16 protein-coding genes and 1 pseudogene are annotated in these 24292 nt (G+C 60.7%); 12 read left to right on the top strand and 5 right to left on the bottom strand.

Annotation, left to right across the window (positions count from 1 at the left end; translation table 11 throughout):
• Window positions 1-5 precede the first annotated feature (5 nt).
• Both H0B43_RS36100 and H0B43_RS36095 read left to right on the top strand, forming a co-directional pair.
• A complete protein-coding gene (locus H0B43_RS36100; protein WP_185723630.1) occupies window positions 6-1733 on the top strand; it encodes a PEP-utilizing enzyme in 1728 nt (575 codons plus the stop codon).
• Between the two features lie 329 nt (window positions 1734-2062).
• A complete protein-coding gene (locus H0B43_RS36095; RefSeq protein WP_185723631.1) occupies window positions 2063-3001 on the top strand; it encodes a hypothetical protein in 939 nt (312 codons plus the stop codon).
• Window positions 3002-3371: 370 nt separating this feature from the next.
• Here the strand turns inward: H0B43_RS36095 and H0B43_RS36090 are convergent, their stop codons facing one another.
• The 3 genes from H0B43_RS36090 to H0B43_RS36080 form a co-directional block, all read right to left on the bottom strand.
• Entirely contained in the window at window positions 3372-3971 is a 600-nt protein-coding gene (locus tag H0B43_RS36090; RefSeq protein WP_185723632.1) for a histidine phosphatase family protein, read from the bottom strand.
• 18 nt (window positions 3972-3989) lie between these two features.
• Complete coding sequence (locus H0B43_RS42970; RefSeq protein WP_185723633.1) at window positions 3990-5096, bottom strand: LuxR C-terminal-related transcriptional regulator; 1107 nt, start codon at window positions 5094-5096, stop codon at window positions 3990-3992.
• A 261-nt stretch (window positions 5097-5357) separates the two neighbouring features.
• Complete coding sequence (locus tag H0B43_RS36080; RefSeq protein WP_185723634.1) at window positions 5358-6128, bottom strand: FadR/GntR family transcriptional regulator; 771 nt, start codon at window positions 6126-6128, stop codon at window positions 5358-5360.
• A 674-nt stretch (window positions 6129-6802) separates the two neighbouring features.
• Between H0B43_RS36080 and H0B43_RS36075 the strand changes: the two are divergent.
• The 5 genes and pseudogenes from H0B43_RS36075 to H0B43_RS36055 all read left to right on the top strand — a co-directional run bounded on the left by H0B43_RS36075 (window position 6803) and on the right by H0B43_RS36055 (window position 12172).
• Window positions 6803-7858 (top strand): annotated as a pseudogene (locus H0B43_RS36075) (transposase).
• Window positions 7859-8245: 387 nt separating this feature from the next.
• Window positions 8246-9352, top strand: a complete 1107-nt coding sequence (locus H0B43_RS36070) for an NAD(P)-dependent alcohol dehydrogenase (RefSeq protein WP_185723635.1) — start codon at window positions 8246-8248, stop codon at window positions 9350-9352.
• A 35-nt stretch (window positions 9353-9387) separates the two neighbouring features.
• On the top strand, window positions 9388-10404 hold the full coding sequence (locus tag H0B43_RS36065) for a hypothetical protein (RefSeq protein ID WP_185723636.1): 1017 nt from the start codon (window positions 9388-9390) through the stop codon (window positions 10402-10404).
• 26 nt (window positions 10405-10430) lie between these two features.
• Window positions 10431-11630, top strand: a complete 1200-nt coding sequence (locus H0B43_RS36060) for a phosphotransferase family protein (RefSeq protein WP_185723637.1) — start codon at window positions 10431-10433, stop codon at window positions 11628-11630.
• A 2-nt stretch (window positions 11631-11632) separates the two neighbouring features.
• Window positions 11633-12172 (top strand): hypothetical protein, encoded by a 540-nt coding sequence (locus H0B43_RS36055; protein WP_185723638.1) that lies wholly within the window; start codon window positions 11633-11635, stop codon window positions 12170-12172.
• A 15-nt stretch (window positions 12173-12187) separates the two neighbouring features.
• Here the strand turns inward: H0B43_RS36055 and H0B43_RS36050 are convergent, their stop codons facing one another.
• A complete protein-coding gene (locus tag H0B43_RS36050; RefSeq protein WP_185723639.1) occupies window positions 12188-13567 on the bottom strand; it encodes a PLP-dependent aminotransferase family protein in 1380 nt (459 codons plus the stop codon).
• A 302-nt stretch (window positions 13568-13869) separates the two neighbouring features.
• On the opposite strand from H0B43_RS36050, the gene H0B43_RS36045 reads away from it, so the two are divergent.
• The 3 genes from H0B43_RS36045 to H0B43_RS42080 all read left to right on the top strand — a co-directional run bounded on the left by H0B43_RS36045 (window position 13870) and on the right by H0B43_RS42080 (window position 19211).
• Window positions 13870-15324 (top strand): aldehyde dehydrogenase, encoded by a 1455-nt coding sequence (locus H0B43_RS36045; protein ID WP_185723640.1) that lies wholly within the window; start codon window positions 13870-13872, stop codon window positions 15322-15324.
• Between the two features lie 1659 nt (window positions 15325-16983).
• Window positions 16984-18402 (top strand): MFS transporter, encoded by a 1419-nt coding sequence (locus H0B43_RS36040; protein WP_185723641.1) that lies wholly within the window; start codon window positions 16984-16986, stop codon window positions 18400-18402.
• A gap of 302 nt (window positions 18403-18704) precedes the next feature.
• Window positions 18705-19211, top strand: coding sequence for a hotdog fold domain-containing protein (locus tag H0B43_RS42080; protein ID WP_252189620.1), 507 nt, complete (start codon window positions 18705-18707; stop codon window positions 19209-19211).
• A gap of 843 nt (window positions 19212-20054) precedes the next feature.
• Here H0B43_RS42080 and H0B43_RS36030 read toward each other — a convergent pair.
• Window positions 20055-20771 carry an IclR family transcriptional regulator C-terminal domain-containing protein gene (locus H0B43_RS36030; protein ID WP_185723642.1) on the bottom strand — a complete coding sequence of 239 codons (717 nt, stop codon included), beginning with the start codon at window positions 20769-20771 and terminating at the stop codon, window positions 20055-20057.
• A 396-nt stretch (window positions 20772-21167) separates the two neighbouring features.
• Here H0B43_RS36030 and H0B43_RS36025 point away from each other — a divergent pair, with 396 nt between their 5' ends.
• Together H0B43_RS36025 and H0B43_RS36020 are read left to right on the top strand one after the other, a co-directional pair.
• The gene (locus tag H0B43_RS36025; RefSeq protein WP_252189621.1) at window positions 21168-22856 is read left to right on the top strand and encodes an AMP-binding protein; all 1689 of its coding nucleotides are present in this window, start codon (window positions 21168-21170) and stop codon (window positions 22854-22856) included.
• Between the two features lie 14 nt (window positions 22857-22870).
• Window positions 22871-24256, top strand: a complete 1386-nt coding sequence (locus H0B43_RS36020; protein WP_185723644.1) for an MFS transporter — start codon at window positions 22871-22873, stop codon at window positions 24254-24256.
• Window positions 24257-24292 lie beyond the last annotated feature (36 nt).

Below are 24292 nucleotides of genomic sequence, written 5' to 3'. Positions count from 1 at the left end.
TCTTGATGGAAAAGATCTGGCCCTGTGACGACGATGCGAGCGAACGCTTCCCAATCTTCACTCGCGCGAACACCGGCGAAGTGTTCGTCGACGCAGCAACTCCACTGACGTGGAGCGTCTACGGTCGCGGAGTCTACGAGAACGGATACCGCGACGCCCTGTATCGCATCGGTGCCTTCACCGCTGAAGACTTCCGGCCCGAAGGGGAGGGCGAAGTCGTCGGCTGCTTCGGCGGTTACGTTTACATCAATGTATCGGCGTCACGCGTCCTGGCTGTCCGAGCGCCTGGAATGACATGGGAAGCCATCGACCAGTCGTTCTTCGGAGACCAGCCTGATGTTCCCCCGTATCAGCCCAATCCGCTCGACGAGAATCCCGAGTGCACGGCACGAATGGGCGAATGGATGAACTCACTGTTCACCGCCACGTCGCTACCGGAGATCGACGAGCACCGTCGGCATATAGACCGGGTTATCGCAGAGCGCCCCGACCTGACGACGCTGACCGACGCCGAGCTCCTAGCAAGGTTCCGCGACCTCGTCCCGCAGATGCGCAAGATCTTTTCCACACACATGGTGCAGACCTACGGCTCCAACATCGTCACGGGCACCATCGCCCAAGCTGCCGCTGCAGCCGGAAGGCCCGAGTTGGTCTCCAGCCTCACGGCAGGTGTCGGCAACGTCGATTCTGTCGTGCAGTCAATCGACATCTGGAACCTGTCCCGCCTGGCCAACGCACCCGCCGTAGCCGCAGAGTTCGACAAGGGGATCGACGATGTTGTCGCGCGCTTGGAAACTTCCGAGAGCCAGGAATCGACGAAGTTTCTCGAGGCATGGCGGGCGTTCATCCGCCAGTGGGGCTACCTTGGCCCTAGCATCTGGGAGCTACGCTCGCCGACGTACGAACAGAACCCTGAGATCCCGCTCAAGATGATCGACCGAGCCCGCGGTGTTCCCGACAGCGGGTCACCGGAGATTCGTGCCCGGCGCCTTGAACACGACCGACTGCGGGCGGTCACTGTGGTCGCGGAACTCCTCGACGGGGCCGAACTCCACGACGCCTTCTTGGCGGCAGCCAACGTCGTGCCGCTCTACATGCCGGCTCGCGAGGCAATCAAGGTTCAATGCACACGCATGCTCGAGGAGGCTCGCAAGACCATGCGGGAGCTCGGCGGACGACTGACCGAGGCCGGAACTCTCGAGCGCTGGCAAGATGTCCTCCTTCTGATGGACGATGAGATCGACGATTTTGTTGACGACCCAGCACCTTGGAAGGACACGGTTGCCGCGCGCAAGGAGAAGCTGACCCTCATCGAGTCGCTCACGCCGCCCTTCGTCTTCTCTGGAACCCCTCCGATGCTCGACCAATTCACCCCACGGAATGCCGCCTCGACGACGACGGCCGCCGAGGCGGGCACCGTCCTCACAGGCATCGGGGCCTCACCGGGTACGCATACCGGACGGGCACGAATCATCACCTCATTGGACGATGAGAGCGACTTCGAATCGGGCGACGTTCTGATCGCGAGGACAACCGACTCCTCATGGGGGCCACTGTTCCTCACTGCAGGTGCCATCGTATGCGAGACTGGTGCGGCAATCTCTCACGCCGCGATTGTCTCTCGCGAACTCGGACTACCTTCGGCAGTTTCGGTACCCGATGCGACGTCGCGGATCCCCGGCGGCACAATCGTCACCGTAAACGGTGACGACGGAACGGTACTCGTCCACTGAACGGACGAGCCTGCGGGCGCGACTGAGCATCGGCGACAGAAGGCCTGGATAGATCTCGGCCTCAGCCCCCTTCACCAGAACGACTGTTCGACGACAACGGTCTTTCACATGCAGAAAACGTGCAATGGCCGAGGTAGGCACCAGGTACGCGAAGGCTGCCGGGCTGTAACAGCCATCGGATCAGATGCGCAGCTTTGTGCCGCCCGTCAGCAGGCAACGTCCGATCCTGACTATCAACTCGACTACATGAGTCGCCGATACGCCGCCAATGGTTCCAGCTCGGCAATGTGTCGATGCAGACAAGCGCGAACCGCCCCATCCGCCTCCGGGTGGATACCGAACCGAAAGAGGATTTCATGCTCGAACAGATGGATCGCCTTCGCCACGACATCGCTGGCGACTTTGCACGTGAAAGCCTCGCCTACTGTGCGATTTTGCCGGGCAAAGGCGTCTATCTTCTCTATACGTGGGTCAATGGAGATGACATCGCCGGCTACGCTTTCGCCATCTATGGCGAGGGACCCGAGCCCACCTACTTCGCTCGGCGCGAGGGGATTCCCGCAGAGGGTCAGAACTTTGACCACTGGGACATCGAAGACCTGTCCGTTCGCGTCGGCGGCGACTTCAGCACGGCGACCGCCACGTACGAGGACTCCGAATTCTCGATCTCCATCGAGTTCGAAGCCTTTCATGCCCCGTTCGACTATGACCAGAACGCCGGCGGGTGTCCGCGCTACCAGGCCACGAACCGGTATGAGCAGTCAGGCGTGATCCGTGGCCAACTTACTCGGAATGGCGTGACGACGGTCTTCGACGGACCAGGACACCGCGATCATTCATGGGGTCGTCGCGACTGGGACGCGATCCATCACTACAAGTGGCTTTCGATCGTAGGCGCGGATAGGGCGGCAAACATCATGGTCGCACTCGTTGAAGGCGAGACAATCTACAACGGCTATGTCTTTGTGGATGGCGTCCTGTCACCGATAGTGTCGGCCGAAATTGCTACCGAGTACGACGACGAGTACTTCCAGGACGCAATCGTCGCATCCGTCCTCGACGAGAGCGGCCGCACCACGCAAATCGACTTCCCCGAACAGAGCGCGCGGGCCCGATGGGATATTTCCCCGACGTTCAACTTTACTGACACCTGTATGGACGGAACGCTCGCTGGCGGGGCCGTCAGTGCCTACGTCCAGTACACATGGCCCCGCAGCTACCTCGATCATTTACTGACACGCGAACCTTACGCCTCGATCACTCATTGACCAGCGGGCGTGCCGGCACCAGCCTTGGATTCAAACGGAGCCACTTGCCCTATATTGATGGTTGATTGTCAGAGGGAGGCGACCTGACAAGGCTCAGGTTTGTTTCTCAGATATCGTCTCGACGAGAGCGCTCATTCTTGCGGCTCTCGCGATGGGAAGCGGGTCTCCCCAGTGCTGTTCACAGGCGGTCTCGGACCGCCAGCCAGCACCGTGGAGGAGGCCTGCTTTCTCCTGTGCCCATGGCGAAGACGCGTCGACCGGACGCATTCACCGCGGTGGGTGTGGCCGGTACCTCGTCAAGCCCGTATCAGGCAAACGCTGGCCCACCGGGATCCGGGCGCTGAGCAGAACACTTCTGTCGCCGCACTTCTCAACGGAGATGGTCGGTCTCGTTCACCGAGAGCAGTTCACGATAGTCGCCGTCGACATGGATGCGGGTGATCGACGTGTAGGCGGTATCGACGAAGAACGTACGAGCCGTCCCGAGAATGTGGGAAAGATACGCACTGATGACACCGCCGTGACACACGACAGCGACAACTGACTGCGGATCTGCACGCGATACGATGTCGTCGAAACCCCCAACGATTCGTCCGCGAAATTCATTCAGGTCGAAGGTGTTGCCACCAAACCGGCCATTGTTGAGGTCATCCCAGCCAGCTCTGCGGTTGGGGTAGTGACCGATTCCCGTCCCATAGGTCTTCCATCCTGAATCGACCTCGACGATGCGGTCGTCGAGGTCGGGCTCCAGACCCACGACGCGCTGGACGTACTCGGTCGTCTCGATTGCCCTGCGCATCGTACTGCTCACCAGATGGGAAATTTCACCGAAGGGTTTAGTTGCAAGATAGTCGGAAAGTCGTGAGGCTTGGTCTGATCCTTCAGGTGTCAGCCCTGGGTCCGCCCCGGACGGGTTGTGGGTGACGGCATGAGGCTGTGCATGACGAATGAGAAGAAGTTGAACGGCCATACCCTTGAGCATAGAGGCTCATACCGCGGCGAGTCGCTGCGGCTTCATCCATATGGCAACGGCCTCAGCCCGATTCGACGAGGAAGTCTTTCTGAGTATCCGTTTGACGTGCGACTTGACCGTTCCTTCCGTAATCGTGAGCCTCCGGCCAATCTGCGCATTGGTCAAACCTTCGGCCATCAGTGCAATCACCTCGACCTCACGCGCGGACAGGCTCCCTTCCGCGTCGGATTCGGTGTCCTCGCGTTGCGGGACAGTTGTGGTGGTGAGCTGTCCGAACACCGATACGGATGCCAGCCCGGCAGTCGAGTGAAGGTCACGGTCGATCACCGGCGCATTCGTCGCTGCCGAATGAGCGATGATTACCGATAGCTGATGACAAAATCGGCGGAGCGCGTCGATCTCGGACTTACTCGGAATACGCTCCTGGAGGTGACAATCGACGTGGATGATGCCCACCACGCGGTGCTGGTGCAGTACCGGTATCATCCAGAAGTTTCTCGATTTCGATCGTTGCCACAGCGAGAAGCCGAACGCACGTTCGCGATGTGCGAGCATGGTCGCCTCGTTCACGTGAGCAGGATGGCAGTGGGCGGCGGCGCTGGGCAGAAGAAATCCGGGCCCCTTCTCACCGTCGAGGTGCGACGATGCCCATTCGGATCCACACCGCGAGTATGCAGACTTCGGATACCACCGCCCCGATGAGACAGTCGAAAATAGCACCCGGTCGAATCCGAGCCGTGCGACCTGCGAAGGGACCATCGCCATAAGTTCCGCTGCGTTCGAACACTGGCTCAATCGGCCGAGCGCATCGGTCGTTACGTCACTCAGCGTGGACGTCAACGCGCGCCGATTCTCCGCCAGCGCTGTTTCCAAATCTCGCAGACGCGAGAGCACTGTCACCAGATCGCCTACCTCCGCAGCGGACGCGTCGGCCGTGACCGTGTTCAGCAAACCACTTGTCGCATCCCACGCGTGAGCGATGAACTCGCCGATGTCGGCCGCATCGCGCAATCGATGGGATCCAGTCAATGGATGGGCGGGTGCCAGGCGCGGATTGGCCGTCACCCTCGCGCGCACTAGGCGGCAGGTGTCGAGCGCCTGCACCACGATGTCGTCGGCCACACGCTCAGGCCCGTAGAGACGTCGCTGCAGATATCGCGATCTGGTGGTGCCAGGGTTCATATCCGATCCCGATTGGGCGCGGCCTTCAGCGAGTCGCAGCATCACGAGTATCCGTTCAGTAGAGGTCGCGGTGTGGTTGTGACAGCGTTTGCCCTGCCGGGGTAGGCGTGCGCCATATCACACTAAATATCGACCATAGAGCGGTCTGACCGATAACGCAAGACCGCTCGGGCGGACTACCACACGGAATGACAGGCCAGGCTACGCCTGGCGGGGTGAGCGTACGCTGCAGTAATCGGCGGGAAGACTGTCCACCGTCGTCGCGTTCACAACTGGTGGTGTGTGCACGTGCCTCGTCATGAGTTGATAGGCAGCGGGCGACGACCCCTCGGCGATGGCAGCAGTGATTGCCCGATGCGCGTCGAGTGACCGTTGCATCGCATCCTGGTCTCGATGCGCCTCATTGTCGGTTTGTCGCAGGATTGCACGCGACACCGCCTCCATAAACGTTGACAACAAGTCGTTGTGGCTGGCCGTGGCGAGAGCGGTATGCCAACGAACCTTGCATTCGATGAAGTCACCCAGGTCATTGATCGCCTCGGCTGATTGTTCATCGATTAGCCTCAGCGCTCGCAGGTCGGCGTCCGTTCGTCGTTCGGCGGCAAAGTACGCACACCACGGTTCGATGACCTGCCTCGACTCGAAGAGCATCTGAGTCCCTGGGGCCCAGCCTTGAAGTTGAAGGTCGACAGAGCTCATGAATGCTGCCGCAGTTGGTCGTGAAACGATCGATCCACCTCCGCGCCCTGGTTTCGTGACGATGAGTCCTTGCCCCTGCAAGCGATGCAAAGCTTCGCGAACAATGGCGCGTGTAAGACCGCTCTCTTCGACGAGCATTCGTTCCGGCGGAAGTAGCGTGCCCACGAGAAGTTCACCAGCGAGGATCTTGTCCCGGATCAGATCGGCGTAGACATCTGCGGGACGAGGGACGTGAACCGCACCGATGTTGAGACGCGCTTGCTGACTCGCCATGTCAGTACCGTGACTCTTCGACTTGGACGTTCACCGACAGCAGGATAACTGCCCGGGAACTCGTCGCGTTTTCCATAGCTTTGTCGTGGGCGGGCCATGTTGGGCATCGGGACAGCCACGCGGAGTGCAGGCTCGGTCGGAACACTTGGGATCTCCTTCGCGCGTTTGCTCCTATTGTGGTGCACGACGACGCGTGAACCAGCGCCCGGTCCTGGGCTTTATCCCTTTCGAGAGACCCTGCGCGACGTGTCGGCTTCCCGCACGTGGCAGTCCAAGAACACCATGTGACATGAGGAGATTTCGGCAGATAACTTAGAAACGGCAGAGTGGTGAAGTGGTCAGCGGGTTCGGCGCGAGACGAAATAGAGTGACGCACGACTTGTCGTGAGTTCACTCCGGTGGGATCGGCGTCCCTCGGTCGGCGAGCATGTGCCTGGCGCGGGGCGATGTCATCAACGTCGTTCATGCTCGGTGCGTGTGCTCTACGTTGACATCGCGGCCTGCGCCGGGCGGGCCAGCGATCATCGAGGGACACCGAAGCTGTGGACCCGTCTTGCGGGCCGGGCCTCACGCACAAGATTCGTGGGTTACCGAGCAGACGAACCGTCCTATTCCGCCTATCCGGCAACTGTGGGAGGCCCGGGGCTACTGCGCGTACGAGCGTTGAACTGGACGTGCACGCACGTTCGGTCGCAGCAGCAGCCATCGACAGCGTCACCGGGACGGGATCCAGACACGATTGACCCCGTCCTATGAACACATCCGATCCCTATTAGCGGATCTACCGGGTCCGGCGGCAGTGGCATATGAGGCCAGACCGACCGGCTTCGGGTTGTAGCGGGACCTGTCCGCGGCCGGGGTCCGGTGCGAGGTCGCGGCCCCGTCGAAGTTGCGGAAACCAGCCGGGGACCGGATCAATACCGATGTCCTCAATGCCTTGCACCTGGCCCGGCTGCTGTGCCTGGACAAGGTCACCCCGGTGACGGTCCCCAGCATTGATCAGGAAATAGCGCGAGATCTGGTGCCGGCTCGAGAGGAGTGCCGCGGGGATCTGATGCGGCCACGTCACCGTCTGTCGAAACTGTCACTTCGCCACGGCATCGTCCACTACGGCGGCGCGGCCTGGACCGGAGCACACGACCGCTGGCTGCGCACTGAGGCAGCGCCGCCGTTGACCTTGCCCGCGACGAGGATGGCGTTCGACGTCGACTACGACCATGCGCCCACAATGCAGGCCCGCCGCCTGCGACTCGATATGGCGAACGAGGAAACAGCCGAGGTGAGTGAATTCACTCCGATCGTGCGCAGACTGGCCTGCCTGCGCGGGGTGAGCATCCCGACCGGGTTGGCGTTGGCCGTGTAGATCGGTGACTGGAATCGGTTTACCGGCAACACCATCGGCTCGTTCGTCGGGTTGGTGCCGTCGGGAGTACACGTCCGGTTCATCGCGGATTCAGGGATCGATCACCAATACCGGCAACACCCATGCACGCCGGCTCTTGGTGGAAGCTGCCTGGCATCACCGGCCGCGCTATCACCTCGGGGCGGTGATGCGGTCGCGATGGGATCAGGCGGCGGTCGCGGCTCGTGCCCGGGGTGACCAGGGCAATCGTCGGCTGCATCAGCGGTGGGTGGGTTTCTCGAGCGGCGGAAAACGGCCCGTGGTCGCGAACGTCGCGATCGCTCGGAAGCTGGCGGGTTGGCGGTGGTCTCTGGCGGTGATGGACTGAGGGCAGGTCTCCTGGACTGCTTCGCCGACGAGTTCGGTGGTGACAGCGCGTGGATCGACCCGCGGCGCAGCTCGCAGAGGATGAGAGCCCGACCAGTGAACCTCGAACCCTTGCAGCAGACAGCCGGGGCAGCACGCTCATAGCAAGCTCCACCCCTCGCCCAACCCGAGGCGATCGCTGTCAGCGCCGGCCAGCGCCATAAGCGCCGCAGGACATCGGCCGCCGGGACCCGACCTCCAGGAACTCTGGCGGGGCGCAGCAAGGGGAACGCCTCGGCGCCTATTGTGCTCCGCACCACTCTTGCCTACACTTTGGCCTAACCATTTCATCTATCGGATGAAAATAGTGCAGAATTGGCCCAGCCAATCAGACGAAGAGGTACTAAAGGTGCAGATCACCGCAGCTGTCGCCCATGGCCCCCACCAGGACTTCAGGATCGAGACAGTGGACCTTGCATCACCTAGGAACGATGAGATCGTCGTCGAGATCCGTGGAGTCGGCCTGTGCCACACCGATATCGCGGCCCGGGACGGTGTATACGGCCTGCCCTATCCGCTCACCCTCGGACACGAGGGCAGCGGGGTGGTCGTGGCCGTGGGCCAGGATGTCACGTCGGTCACCGCCGGCGACAAGGTCGCAGTAACCTTCAGCAGCTGCGGAACCTGTCGTCCATGCGCGAATGGGCGTCCGGCATACTGCACAACCTTCACACAAGAAAACTACATCGGTAGTCGGCCAGACGGATCAGAGACCATGGTCATGGACGGGTCGCCCGTGCATGCGCACTTCTTCGGTCAATCATCCTTCGCCTCACACGCGCTCGTGACCGAGCGCAACACCGTCAAGGTCGACACGGACCTCGACATTTCTCTCGTCGGCCCGCTCGGCTGCGGCATCCAGACCGGCGCCGGGGCTGTGATGAAGTCGATGAACTGCGCGGAAGGAAGCTCGCTGGTCGTACTCGGCGGCGGTCCCGTCGGACTGGCCGCGGTGATGGGCGCGGTCATCCGTGGCTGCTCGACGATCATCGTGGTTGAGCCCGTCGAATCGCGAAGGACCCTTGCCTCACAACTCGGCGCGACCCAAGTGATCGACCCGGTAGGCGAGAATCTGACTCAACGGATCATGGAGATCACACCGGACGGCGTGGACTACATCTTCGACACAACCGGCAGGACCGAGGTCATCACCGCCGCCATGGATTGCGCGGCACAGAATGCCACGGTTGGCCTGGTTGGCGTACCTGCTGACTTCTCAGTGAACCTCCCGCTCAACATCGTCGGTGCTATGCAGAAAGGACTCACCGTACGCGGCATCGTTGAAGGCGACAGCCAGCCACAGTCGTTCATTCCGGAACTACTCGCGTACCACGCCGCCGGCAAGTTCCCTTTCGACACCATCATCTCGACGTACCCATTCTCGAAGATCAACGAGGCAGTCGCCGCCCAAGAACGCGGTGAAGTCACCAAACTCGTGCTAGTGCCGGACGCCTGATCACCGCAGCACACAACACTTTCAGAAAGGTAATAATGATTCACCCCGAAGACGCAGACCTGCATCCCGTCGATTCTTCCCTCACAACCTGGACCGAGACGATCGGCTTCTGGTTCGCGATCCCCGAAGAACAGATCTACGGAAATGTATATGTACTGGCGCGACCCAATGTCGGCGCCGCGATCTCGTCGATCAACGTGGTACAAGGACTCAACCGATACCCCTTCACGGCAGATCTGACCGACCCCCAGATGCATTGCCCGTGTCCCGATTCGATGACCAACTTCTCCCTGACGAGCGGGCTGGAGGTCGATGTCCCCAGTCCGCCGAACAACTACCATTTCCGTTACGCCAATATCGCAGGCACCTGCTCTTTCGATATGACGTTGGAAGGTGCGATGCCTGCGTGGGATCCGAACGACCCCGACGAGAACCCGTTGTTGGCCAAACCTGACGAAGACCACACCGACCTCGGGCTCGGAGACGCGTGGGCGGGAGGCCACCTCGACTTCTTGGGAAGAGTCCGAGGGGAACTGACCCTACGCGGACGTTCCTACCAGATCGATGCCATGGGAGGAATGGATCGGAGCTGGGGCACGCGCACCGAACTTGGCCAGGCTGCAATTTCATACATCCACATTCCGTTCGACGAAGACCTCGGCATCCACCTGGTCACCGGCATCGAACTCGTGGCAGGTGAGGTCGTGTATGGGCCACTGCGCTTCGGTTACATTCATGAAGGCGATAAGGTCTACGGGATTACCGACGCAACTGTTTCGGGAAAGCAACAGGGTCTCAGTCCTTTCCAGAATGAAATCACGGTGACCGATTCGACCGGGCGTACCCTGACTCTTCGAGGTGCTGCCATCGCGAGCGCACCGTGGTACACATTCAGCCCTTCCTACGTCACCTTCCAGTCACTCATGCACTACGAACTCGACGGCAAAAGCGCGTACGGCCTAATGGCCGACACGTATGGCATCGAGTTTCTGGCGGATCGGACATCACGACACGGGGCTCGCACTGTGCAATCCTTCGGCCCGGGCATCTGAGGCCAGAAAAGTCAGGAATACTGAAAATGCACACCTTGCCCCAATCCAGCACCCCCGCAGCAGAAGTTCTCCGTTCAGTCCGCGATCGATTCCCCACCGACTCGGCGAGCCAACGTGCCGTCGATCGCAAGCTCGATCGCCGGCGGGGCGCCGGATGGTCGCCCCTGTCGCTGACACAGCTCACCGAGGCGGTACGAGAGCTGTTGACCGAGGACGAGGACGGCAGTGACTACGAGATCCACAATCCGGTGTGGCTGACCGGTGGCGCATCCAAGATCCAGATGTCGTTCGAACTCACTGCAGGGGCCGATCCGACGCGGCGACATCTCTTACTGCGCATGGATCCGCCGGAATCCCTGAACGCAACGATCAAGACGACCGAGTTCGAAATTCTCCGAGGTGTCGCCGGCGTGCTCCCCGTACCACGGGCCTACTGGATCGACGATGAAGCCCGCCACCTACCCGAACCCGGACTGATCTGCGAATTCGTCGACGGTGTCACCAAACCCACTCTGACCGCGACGGGTCAGGTCAGTGGTCTCGGTACCAATTTTGGCGCGGATCTGCGAAAACCACTCGGTGACCAGCTGATCTCGAGCCTGGCGGCCTTGCATACCATCGATCCCACCGGCTGGGCATCGGAGGCGCTGGTGGTGCCTACAGTCGGCACCACCGAAAGCGCCAACTGGCAGCTCAACTTCGAACGACAGCTGTGGCTGCTCGACAAGTTCGATGCATCGCCGATCATGGACCTGGCGGCCAATTGGCTCGCTCGGAACCTTCCGACGCTCGATCAGGTCAGCGTGGTCCATGGCGACTTCCGAAGTGGCAATTTCCTGTTCGACGAGAGCACTGCGGAGGTGACGGCCTGGTTGGACTGGGAATCGGCGCACCTCGGCGATCGGCACTTCGATCTCGCATACTGTTCGCAGGATCTGTTCGGTCACTACGACGAGTCCGGAGATAATTTCCTGGTGTCGGGTCTCGTGCCTCGTGACGAATTCTTCACACGCTATGAGCAGGCGTCCGGCCTTAGTGTCGACCCGGCCCGTCTTCGGTGGTACACCATATTCTGCGGCTTCTCGTCAACCGTAAAAACTCTCGCAACCTCTATGCGCATAGCTCAGCTAGGGCGGTCCCATCAGGATGTCCTTCTCGCCAGATTGGAAGGGACGGTTCCGATTCTGCTCGGTCAACTCGGACGTCAGCTCGAGGAGGTTATCTGACCATGGATTTCACCAGCATTACGCTGAACGCTGCGGCGAAGGCGATGCACGACTGCGTGCTACCCGCACTGGCTTCTTCGGGTGACCGCCAAGCGCTCGAACAGGCCCACTTGGTATGGGACGCTATCATGTTCGCAAGGGACAGAGTGGACCTCATCGATGCGCGGCGCCGAACGGAAGTGCTCGAGCTCAGTACCCTCATGGGTCAGCTTATGGATCTTGATTCAGTCAGACGACTTGCAGTGAGCGACCGAATGGCACAGGTTCACGCCGAATCGCTACAGGTACTGGCACATCCAGCGAGTACCGCGCGCGAGTATTCCGACCTCGGCGTCAAACTCGGCGAAACGCTCACATCGTTGCTCGCCGAGGCCGACGACCTGGCCGCCCCCACGCGGAGCGAAATCGAGCGTGCGGTTCTTGATCATTCGTTGCGGAAACTCGAACTCGACCGCGCATGGCTGTTGCCTCTGGGACTCGATCCCGACCCTTCGACCGTCCGCGACCTGCAGACCCTCCTGAAAGGTGGTAGTGCAGAGTAGGATTTCGTACTGCTATCACTCCACGGTCTGGAGCGCGTGTCTGAGAGCTTCGGCTGCGCTCCAGACCGGTAGTCGGATATGAGTCTCGAACCCGTGAGTCGGCGAAAAGGACGGGCCACCGGCTATTCTGATACCACGGGCTTGAGCCTTCATAACGTACTCGATCGAGTCGGAGTGGGTGTCGATCCACAGCCCACTCCCACCCTCGGGCATCGCCAGGTCCCACCGCGGACACACCTCCCTGACGATGCGCGCAGTGAGACCGAGGTGGTCCAGAAGGAGTCGCCGGCGGTCGGCAATAGCTTCCTGCGCGTTCTCGAGCACCTCGGCAGCCAGGAACTGATCAACTACTGACGTGGTCACATCGATCGTCTGCTTGGTATCCGCAATTCGGGCAATCGTATGCGGGTCACTGCGTATCCACCCGATTCGAAGCCCACCCCAGAACAGTTTCGACATCGTGCCCACCGTAATCAATCGCTCCGGGTCGATCAGACCGCTCAAACCGGCATTTCGTTGGTCCGGATCGTATATCAGGTCTGCCGCACTCCGATCCTCGACCACCAGCAGGTCGTGCGCGTTTGCGACGTCAGCAAATGCATCGAGCATCTCCTTCGACCGAACTCGCCCCGTCGGACTGTGCACCGACGATTGCAAATACACCAGCGCCGAACGCGACCGAGGGGGTACACGTAGTTGGGCCGATACCGCCGGATAACTGTCGACACGCAAAGCTTTGTTGACGCTCTCGAGCACCGCAAGGATGCCTCGGTAAGTGGGATCCTCGACGATCACGGTGTTACCGTGATCTGTCATCACAAACACGCTCAGCCACAACGCTTGCTGCGCGCCGGCAGTAATGAGGATCTGTTCGGGGCCGGTCAAAGTTCCCGACGAGGTCAGATGACGGGCTACCGCCGACCGCAAGACCTGCAGCCCGTACGGGGTGTGCCCGTCGGTTTCGAGATAGGGCCGCAACGAGGTCGGATTGACATGTTCGAGAACGGCTTTCATTGCCGCGCTCGATGGAAGCGATTGGGTCGACAGGTCGATGGCTACCGGGGTTGGTCCGTAACCGAACACATCATTCGCCGCCGGACGCAACCTGGGCTTGCTGATCGAGCTGACTGTCGACCCGCGGCCCACCTCGGCGGTGACATATCCCCCACCGGAAAGTATCTCGTACGCTGTGGTAACTGTCCCCCGCGCGACCTCGAGCTCGGCAGCAAGCGCACGCTGAGCCGGTAACCGAACGCCGCTCGTCAACTTCTCCGACTCGATCATGTGCGCGATCGCAGTCGCGAGACCAACACTTAATGTTCCCTCGTCAGCCCTCCAAGCACCAAGCATTGCAGAGAGGTCCCTGGCGGACAGTTGCGGTTCGAAGTCCGGCATGACCCGATCTTTTCATACCTCGATTGCCTACAAATCCCCTCGGGGCTCGGTCGTCAATCTCGGTAGCTCGTTGCTTCGCCCTCATCCACTGTCAAAGTTTCACAAAACCATTAGAATGGTCAGACCGATTATTCTACGCCCACGTCCTGTGCAACATGCTGGCGGCTACGGGGAGCCCAGTAGTGACGGCCCGATAGTTCGGCCGCAATAGGTGAGTCATCTGTGTTATCGGTGATCGCTGCCGAAAACACGGTTCATAGAGTCGGCCGGAGAACGGCCTTCATACCCAACAGAGGAGTGAGATGACATCCATCGACTATCAAGAGTTGTACATCGATGGTGGCTGGCAGCGTCCGGCGACCACGAGCACGATCGAGGTACATTCCCCGACTACCGAAGAGTCAATCGGGAGGGTGCCCGCAGCCTCGACTCAGGATGTTGATTGCGCTGTTGCCGCCGCTCGACGTGCATTCGACGATCCGTCCGGGTGGTCGACCTGGTCCCCGAAGCGACGAGCTGAAGCGCTTGATCGCTTCGCGACCGAACTCGAAGCCCGTGCCTCGGAAACCGCTCGACGCGTGACGATGCAAAACGGTATGCCGATCTGGCTGGCCGAACAGTTCGAGGGCGGATTTCCAGCCATCCTGCTGCGTTACTTCAGCCAGATGATGGTCGACACTCCCCCAGTCGATGAGCGCCCGGGCATGCTCGGTGGAACCGCCCGCGTCACTCGCCACCCCGTCGGTGTCGTCGCGGCAATCGTCCCGTGGAACGTGCCGCAGGCAATCTCGTTCCTCAAGCTGGCGCCGGCGCTCGCGGCCGGATGCACGGTCGTATTGAAGCCAGCCGAGGAAACAGTCCTCGATGCCTTCCTGATGGCCGAGGCCGCCGCTGCCGCCGGCCTACCCCCCGGAGTTCTCAACGTAGTCCCCGGTGGACGCGAGATCGGCGCCTACCTCGTCGAGCACCCTCACGTCGACAAGGTCTCCTTCACAGGCTCCACCGCAGCGGGCCGCCGGATTGCCGAAGCATGCGGTCGACTCCTACGCCCAGTAACCCTGGAACTCGGCGGCAAGTCGGCAGCGGTCCTACTCGACGATGTTGACCTGAACGCATCCATGGATGCGCTGTTCGGGGTGACGCTGCTCAACAACGGCCAGATCTGCTGGCTCAACACGCGAATCCTCGCACCGCAATCGCGCTACATCGAAGTCGTCGACGCCGTCACGGACCTAGCCATGTCCCTCCCGATCGGTGACCCCCTGGACCCTCAAACCAAGATTGGTCCGCTGGTATCGGCACGACAGCGTCAGCGCGTCGAGGACTACATCGCACAGGGTAAGAGTGAAGGTGCGCGATTGACCACCGGCGGGGGGCGACCCGAAACCATCGATAGCGGGTTCTTCGTCGAGCCGACCGTTTTCGCCGATCTGGACAACAACGCGACGATCGCACGAGAAGAGATATTCGGACCGGTTCTGACCGTAATCCCCTACACCGACGAGCACGAGGCGCTTGCCATCGCGAACGACAGCGAATACGGACTCGGTGGGTCGGTCTGGTCGTCGGACATCGAACGCGCCGCGAGCTTCGCCAGTAGAGTGGCCTCCGGCACCGTCGGCGTCAACCACTACACCAACGATCCCGTTGCACCATTCGGGGGCATCAAGAACAGCGGCTTGGGCCGCGAACTCGGTCCCGAAGGACTACATACCTTCCAGCACTTGCACACCGTCTACCTCCCACCCGCCGGCTGACGGGGCCGTGCTTATTGCACGGATCATTAAGACAACTCGCGGCCAGAATCCACTCGCCGCCGTCCGACGGCGAAGCGGGCGAGGATACGGCACGTGAAGAACAGTGAACCAGATTTGGACGTTTCTGCGTGCACGCACTGTTCTCGGCGCACGTATAGGTCTTCGGAAACCTCCGCGACGATCGTGTGCAAAAGAAGAACTCACCGGCACAATGGTTGGGCGTGTTGGGGAGCAGTGAGTGTCCGGGGAGCACCACGCTCCCCGGACACCGCGCACGGAGGTCCAACAGAATCCGCCACCGGTCTTTGCCCGGAGCGAGCCACCAGAACCGAAATTTTCGGCGCCTCCGAGGATCTACTGTTCCCGACAACAACGCTAATGCAGTGGCGTCTGCCGTCATCTCACAACGGCAGCATCCTCGACAAGCAACTCCTAAAGCGTGCGCCGCCCCTTGTGCTGCACCCGCACGCGAGGCGTTCCGCGGAAATCTGACCTAAATGGTCGAGGCCTAAACAAGACACTGATTTTGCTGAACACCATTCGGGATCAGGGGCGACACGCGACTCAGTTTGCGACATGAGAACTCGGCGCGGCGGATTCAACAGCGCATCGACTCCGGGCTAAGCTTGGGGCTGAGCTCGCTTATCAAGGTTTGTCGTGCAGGATGCGACATGCCTGCTCGAACTCGAACGGCTTTACGACCATGGAAACTGTTAATGCCATGGTGCGGACAGACCGTCTCGCGCGCACCACCGCTTCGGTTGTCTTGGTTGCTGCAGATAGGTTGCCTGGATCATCCAGCGCAAGCGCGTTCAAAGGCAAAGCGCGACTTGCCAAACTTGCCCCTCTGTTGTTCAGTCGTCCCCCTCGCATCGAATGACGATGAACCCTGATGAGCCACAGCACCTCTTTCGCGATCTGCGGGCTGTCCGTGACAGTGGATACGCTACATCGATCACCGTTTTGCCAGTGTTGCCGTATGGATTCGGAAACACGGCGAGGACGTAGGAGCTTTGGTGGTGGCCTTGCCCTCACGTAGCGCGCATGCTGCGCTCGATGCCGTTTTGGTGCAAACGATTCGGCGGTCGTCATTACCGAGTAGAGACCTACGGAAACAACTGCGAGGCTGGTGCCGTTGCCCCCCTTAGAATGGTCGCAGCACCATAGTTCTTCGCCCCTTGCGGCTCCCTCACGGATGCTCGATGTTGCGCGCCGATCGGCAACGTGCGTGGGAGTCGCTGCCCCAAAGCTTCACGACGAGGAACCGCTGCTCGGAAGCTTCAAGGACTCGTCAGTGACTCCAGAGGCGCGAATGAAGCAACTTCAGCGAAACTTCTTGTGCGCTCAGTCACATCAATGATAAAGTTCGATCCTATAGTAACAATGGTTGGACCATAGATGAGCGATTGCTGGACCGCGAAGGCAGTAACCAGCGCCCCAAGTCATCGATGGAGGCCCCGGCCGCGGCGCCCTGAGTGACGGGGCACGGAGCCGGCCGAGCGGTCGTTGTCACCGAAAGCCGGGATCTCTGTGAATTGGGTTGGGCAATTTTCTTCCGTTTTTGTATCGAAGCCGAAAATTGGTTCTTCTCCAGACAGTACTTCCACCCTGTTTCGGCGTTGCCCGCCGAACTCTCTGCGAATAGAAACGAGTCGAGGGTTGTCACACAACGACGAATTAGTTGACGGGAAGCCTAATACCGCCGATGCGGTCTATGCCCGGTTAGCCGATATCGTGGATGACATCGGCATAAAGTCCGTGCATTACAAGATTCTCGGGCTGATCGCGCTCGGGGGGCTGTTCAATATCATCGAGCAATACAATATCGGATTCGCCGCGCCGGGAATCGTTGCGGAGTGGGGTATCTCGACCTCTCAGGTGGGGTTCCTCTCGACCGCTACCTTCCTGGCGATGGCGGTCTCATCTCTCGTCTGTGGCCGACTCGCCGACCGCTACGGCAGGAAGCGGATCTTCATGGCGAACATTCTCATCTACTCCGTGGGCGCCCTGTTTTGCGCGCTGGCGCCGAGTTACGAATCGCTTCTGGTTGCGCGTGTCGTCGTCGGAGTCGGCCTTGGGGGTGAAATGGCGCTCGGATACACCGTTGTTGCGGAATTAATGCCGACAAAGCGCCGCGGCGCGGCAACGGGCGCAATGAGCCTGACTCACGGCGGTGTTGGGATCTTCGCCGCTGCCGGCTTGGCCGCCCTCATTCTGGGTCCGTTAGGGGACGCCGTCGGTGGTGAGGTTGAATCATGGAGAATTCTTCTGGGAATCATGGTGGTTCCCGCGCTTCTCGCTGTTCTTGTCCGGATGTACGTGCCCGAGTCTCCGCGTTATCTGATCCGTGCGGGCAAGTACGCGGAATTGAATCGGACTCTCACTCTGATTTCCCAAAATCGACTGCGCGCGAACGAGTCGCTTGCGATCGTCCGCTACTTCGATTCGACGGAGGGGAAAGGAGTGTCGGAGGAGAAGTCGTCGGTGGCGGAGTTGTTTCATAGGTCGGTCCGCCGACGGACTTTCGTGTCCTGGGCCCTGGTTACCAGCCTCTTCGGTGCCGTCACGGTTTCGACGATCTTCATGCCGACTGTTCTGACGTCGCTGGGCTTCGATTCGGGTTCCAGTGCGAGGCTGGCGACACTGATCAACCTCGGAGGTCTGCTCGGAGGGGTGATCGGAGTGGTCGGCGCGCATCGCCTTCCACGGCGCGCGGTCGGCTTCGCCTGCACTCTCGTGAACATTGTGCTCGCCCTGGCCATTGCTTTGACGAGCTCGGCGTGGATGGCGTTGGTGTGCGCATTCTTCCTGGCTTTTACGCTTCAGGTGTTGTCCGGAACATTTTGGACGTATCTGCCGGAGTTGTATCCCACCAGGATCCGAGCTCTCGGTTCCGGGACGGCGATTACGGTCGGACTGGTCGTTGGGTCGGCCCTCGGGCCCGTAATCAGTGGCTACGTGTACGACGGAGTCGGCAAGGCCGGTACCTTCGGGTTGGTCGCGGTACTGTGCGTTCTGTTCGCCTTCGGGGTATCCGCTGGCCCAGAGACCTACAATCGGCGCCTCGTCGAAGGGTAAATCAATGCCCGGTCGGAGGACATCGTTCGGATGCCCGCTGCACGGTGGCCGAACCGGGGCGATTCCGGTCGACGAACCCCCTGTTGGTATCCAACGACTGAACTCCGATTCGTGATGATTCGATGCGCAGCCGCGCAACGCGCCCTGCAGTCCCAGTTGCCGGCCTCGAGGTGCCTGCTGTATCGAGGTCGGCCGGTGTTTGCCGGCCTGTTCCACCCAGATCCGCCTACTGATCACTCAAAGGCAACGGCGAAATCAATCTCAACTCAGCCGGACAATCGACGCTGGAGAACGGATGCGGGGTGATCACCGAGGAACATCGACCCAGCTCTGGTGAATGCGACGTCAATCCGAACTACTCGGCGCCCACCACCCGACGGGACAACGCCTCGGCCGGCCTCGAACCCGAACCGTCGGAATCGCTCCGCAATCCGCTGGACAAGGTCCACGGCGGAGTCCTCCTGTGCGCATCCGAGCTCGCCGGCCACTCCGCGGTGACGCCCCAGGCCGGGTTCCGGACGACGTCGATCGCCATGGCATACGTCCGACCCTGCCCGGCCACCGAACCGATCAACCTCGCCCTCAGAGTGATCTACGGCGGCCCCACCTTCGCCGTTATCCAGGTCGTCGGACGCAATCGACCCGGAATGACGTGCACACAGCGACGGTTAAGTTCCATCGCATCCAATCCGGGCACGACGGTAAGCACAATCGACAGCACGGGCACGATCAAGACTCGTTCAGTGCACACCCCCACTAAATCGAAAACAGCAACAGAGCCGTACTTTTGCACGCCCAGTCGCGATTAGCGCATCCTTCGGAACAATACGATCTCAACTCGTCCGCGGTACTCAACAACTCCTGTGCACAGAAACCACAAAATAGTCGCTGAACAGCCCGCCGCGCCCTGATCACGTTCATCATGCGCATGATACCGAGACAGGTAGCGGACCTCGCCATAGAGGTGTTGGGGACCATGTTTACTCCAAATTTCTGAACATCCAGCGGGTCGGTAGCCCTAGAAAACTCCGGCGGAGAATAGAAGTGGTGCTCCTATTGTCGGTACAGTGTTGTCCCGTCTGATAGACCGTACGGATGAATCCTGGGTGTTGGTTTCCTGACCGCTTTGCGCGCGAACAACGCTACTTGGTACAACGCCATAGTGTGTCGTCTCCGTGGGGAGGCTGATCTACCAAGTAGTCGTCCGGCGCTGCCGCCTCGTCCTGTGGTACTCACGGTGTGTCGGTTTGCCCCACAACCCTGACCCTTTCGCATCGGTGTGGTTAAGGACGGTGAACATGACGGCGGCAAGGGCATTCGCCCAACGATCGCCACGCCCTGATCACGATGCCCGCGATCGCGACGCCATACTCGCGATCCCTACCCGGCCTCCGCACACCGATGACCCGAGCAACGCGACGACCCTCCGGAGCAACCCTCGCACCGACCTGTCGGCCACGCAGAATCTGCTGATCGTGACCGCTCGCACCGAAGTCGTCCAGCTGTGTGAGGCAGACGCCCGATGCGCATCGGCAATGTTCAGCGCAACGCCGGATCTGCTGCCGTCAAGTAGATGGGACGATCGGACGCCGGAGCGGGGCCGGCGAAGCAGGCTTCGCTCCGGTTTTTCTTGATTGCCGTATGAACCCCCATCACGACCGCCTCCGATCTACGACCAACTCCGGTCCGCCGCGTCTCAACGCGCCCTCGATCCGTTCGACCGAGGTAGCGAGATGTTTGACCAGGCGCGCTTCGGAGCCGAACGGGAAGCGACTCGACGGGAGAAGTAACACTAGTGCACCGATTGCCTCATCATCGAGGTGAATCGCAACGGCTATGCTCGACAGCCCGTCCTCCACTTCGTTTATGGATGTTGCGTAACCGCGAGCCCGGACGACGGCCAAAAGTTCTGCAAAGCCTTCGGGGAAGGGCGATTCAACGTCGAGAGCGTGAAGAGACGCAGAGTCGAGTTCCGCTAACATCACCCGTCCCCCCGCAGCACGGTGAGCTTCGGTCACGTGACCGAGTCGGCTACCGATCCGCAGCAGACGGGTCGACTCGACGGAGGCGATGGTGCGGGACAGAGTGCCCGTACGGACCATCACGTTTGCCGTCTCGTTGGTTGCTCGGGTAATGCGATCCAGTTCCGGTTGGCATGCGGCGCGCAGTGCACGCTGCGTGCCAGCCAGAGCCGGCTCGATGCCCATCTGGGCGCCCGCGACATAGCGCCGATCGGGCTCCTGGCTGATGAAGCCATGATACGCCAGCGTCGACAGAAGCCTGTGAGCGGTTGACTCCGCAACTCCGAGAACCGTTGCAGCGTCGCTTAATCGAATACCGCCTTGGTCACGCACTTCGGTCAGGAGCACGAGGGCATTGTGCACCGACTCAACCATATACGTCGGTTTGTCGACCAGGCGTCGTACATTCGCGCGCCGAGCGGCCGCAGCACTCGGCCCACGGTTCGCATCCCCGATCGCGGCCGACGATCGTGGGTTTCGCTGCGACTGGGTACTCACCGCTCCTCCTCTTTGTTAGCCGAGTTCCCATCGCGACTGCGCTGGGGAGTCTCGCTAACACGACCACTCTACTGTGATGCGGACTACGAGCCCTCCAGTTTCTGCAGGGCAGAAAACCGCACGTAGCGGCACGTCGATTCAATATTTGGCCCCGCTTTTAGCGGCCAGACCATTCGACCTTTCGGCGGAAGGGAGCTAACTTACGCTCCATAGTGATGCAGGACACAAGAAGGTAGGAGTTTGGTGATGGCAGTAGTGGCCGATCGGTATTCCATCTCGGAGGTCACCGACTTCTACGACAGTGGGGATTGGTTGCGCGACAGCTTCTTCGATATGATTGAAAGGCAGTCCGCGGAGCGCGGAGCGTCTCGGTTCGTCTTCGACGACCACCGATCGCTGACGTTCAGCGAGTTCCGTCACGAGGTCGTACGTCTCGCGGTCGGATTCCGTCGGCTGGGAGTTGGCGCAGGAGACCGAGTGGTCGTTCAGCTGCCCAACTGGGTGGAATTCGCGGTCGCGGCCGCGGCGGTCTCTCGGGTCGGGGCAGTCATCGTGCCGATGATGCCGATCTACCGGGACGAGGAGGTCGAGTACATACTTCGGCACTGCGGCGCGAGGTTTGCGGTGACCTGCGAGGAGTGGAAGGGCTTCTCACATCGCGTGATGTTCAGTGAGATGATCGCGCGCTGCGACAACCTGGAGCATGTTCTCATCGTGCGCGGAGCGACCGATGAGGTGCCCGGCACCTCGCTTATTACCGCCCATCTGGCTGACGGTGAGCCGGACAACCTGCTCGCAGAACTCGGAACAGATCCGGGACCGGACGAGGGATTCCTCATCGTTTATACCTCCGGAACAACGGCACGTCCCAAGGGGTGTTTCCACACTGTGAACACCGTTCGGGCAAGTGCTATCGCCATCGCTCGAAGCCTCGAAGCGACCTCCGAGGACGTTCAATTCGGACCGTCACCGATCACGCACAGCACCGGATTGATGACGAGCGTCATTTTGCCGCTTCTGGTCGGGGCGCAGTCGTATCTCATGGAATCGTGGACACCTGCTGCGGCGGTCGCCAAAGTAGCCCAGCACCGCTGCACGGTCGCCGTCACGGCTACGGCTTTCCTGCAGATGTTTCTCGGTGCCCTCGAAAACCGCTCGAATGCAAACACTCTACGTCAATGGGTTTGCGCCGGGTCTCCCATCCCCGGGGCCGTGGTCGAGCGGGCACGTCGAGAGCTTTCCGGATGCCAGGTTCTGAGCCTTTACGGAAGATCCGAGTCGTTCCTCAACGCGATGTGTGCCAGCGACGATGCCCCCGAACTGTCGGCGAGCACCGATGGTCGGCCACGCGGAAGTGCGAGTCTCCGGGTCGTCGACGCGCAGGGCGAGGAGCTCCCCCGCGGGGAGATCGGAGACATCGCGTATAAGGGACCGAGCCATATGCTCGAGTATTTCCAGAACTCGGACGAAACAGCAGCCCTGGCTGCCGCCGATGGGTTCGCGCGATCGGGCGACCTCGGCTATATGACAGCGGACGGCTACGTCCGGGTGACAGGGAGAACCAAGGACATCGTCATCCGGGGCGGGCTGAACATCAGCGCACGCGAGCTCGAGGACCATCTGATCGAGCATCGGGCCATCGAGGACGTCGCCGTGGTAGGCATGCCCGACGAGCGCCTCGGCGAGAAGGTATGCGCATTCGTCATCGTCGCACGCGGTCATCAGGCGCCCGGCCTCGACGAGCTGGTCGATTTTTTACGGGCTCGCCGGGTTGCGACGCCGAAGCTTCCGCAACGTCTCGAAGTGGTCACGCAGTTCCCTGCCACGGCGACCGGCAAAGTCAAGAAACACGAACTGCGCCAACGGATCACCGCGACTCTTGAGAGCGAGAAATCCGCTCACACGGAGCGCCTTTCCGCAGCCAGCACAACCTAGGAGACATCGACGTCATGCCCACCAACTACTCGACAGACGGTGTCGACCCGGATCGGCTCTACCGCAAGATCACCTTACGAATCATCCCATTCCTTTTCGCCGCGATGCTCGCCAGCTATCTCAACCGTGTCAACGTGGGCTTCATTCAAGAGTCCTTATCGACCGATCTAGGCTTCAGCGACGCTGCATACGGACTCGGTGCCGGCATCTTCTTCATTGGTTACTTGCTGTTCGAAGTTCCGAGCAACCTCTTGATGCACCGAATCGGTGCTCGTCGCACACTTCAACGAATAATGATCTTGTGGGGCATCACATCGGCACTGATCCTCTTCGTCCAGGTCGAGTGGCAGTTCTATATCCTCAGGTTCCTGCTCGGCGTATTCGAGGCCGGCTTTTTTCCGGCCGTCATCCTGTACCTGACTTACTGGTATCCGTCCCTGCGACGGGGCAAGGCAATGGCGTTCTTGATCACCGGCGTCGCGGTGTCCGGAGTCGTCGGTGCACCGCTGTCGGGAGTCATCCTGTCCTTCTTCGAAGGCTGGCTAGGACTGGACGGATGGCAGTGGATGCTGCTTGTCGAAGGTATTCCACCGGTGGTTCTTGGGTCGCTGGTGTTCGCAGTCCTGGCCGACAGTCCCGAACTCGCGAAATGGCTAAGTCCTGCAGAACGCGCATTTGCGACTTTGCGCGTCGAAGAGGATCGTGTTGCGAATCCGCCCGAACACACCACGTTCGTTGCAGCGTTGAAAGATTGGCGTGTTTATGGCCTATGCTGGGTGTACTTTTCCGTGGCGTCGGGCATCTACTTGATCAGCTTCTGGCTTCCACGCATGCTGCGCGAAGCCGGGTCTTTCGTGCCGTGGCAGCTCGGACTCGTTGTGGCAATTCCTTATCTGGTGGCCGCCGTCACGATGGTCGTCGTCTGTTCCCATTCGGACCGAACCGGAGAACGTCGATGGCACTTCGCATCGGCGGGAATCGTCGGGGTCGTGAGCGTCATCGCCGCCACGCAGGTCACGAACGTCTGGCTGGTGGTCACTCTGTTCACCGTCGCCACGGCAGCAATGCTGACGATGTCTCCACTCTTCTGGACCTTCCCCACGACGCTCCTTGCCGGGAGCGCGGCAGCCGGCGGAATTGCCATGGTCAACTCGATAGGCAACCTAAGCGGCTTCGCGGCGCCGTTCGTAACCGGGTGGATTCGAGACACAACCGGTTCGTTCGCTCCCACTCTGTGGCTGAACGGCGGAGTGCTACTCTCCGGAATTGTATTGCTAATGACCATGACTCGGAAGCAGCGTTCCAGTGCATCGTCGGCGCTTGTCGTCGACGCGGAGAGCGAGATAGGTGTCGCGGTGACTGACAGAATCATTGATCGCGGACCCAAGGAGAAGATCTGATGCCGACCCCTGCTGCTCTAGCCGCTAAAGGTCAGG

Origin of the sequence: Rhodococcus sp. 4CII, from assembly GCF_014256275.1 — a bacterium.
Classification (GTDB): domain Bacteria; phylum Actinomycetota; class Actinomycetes; order Mycobacteriales; family Mycobacteriaceae; genus Rhodococcus_F; species Rhodococcus_F wratislaviensis_A.
This window is presented reverse-complemented; position numbering and strand designations above follow the sequence as displayed.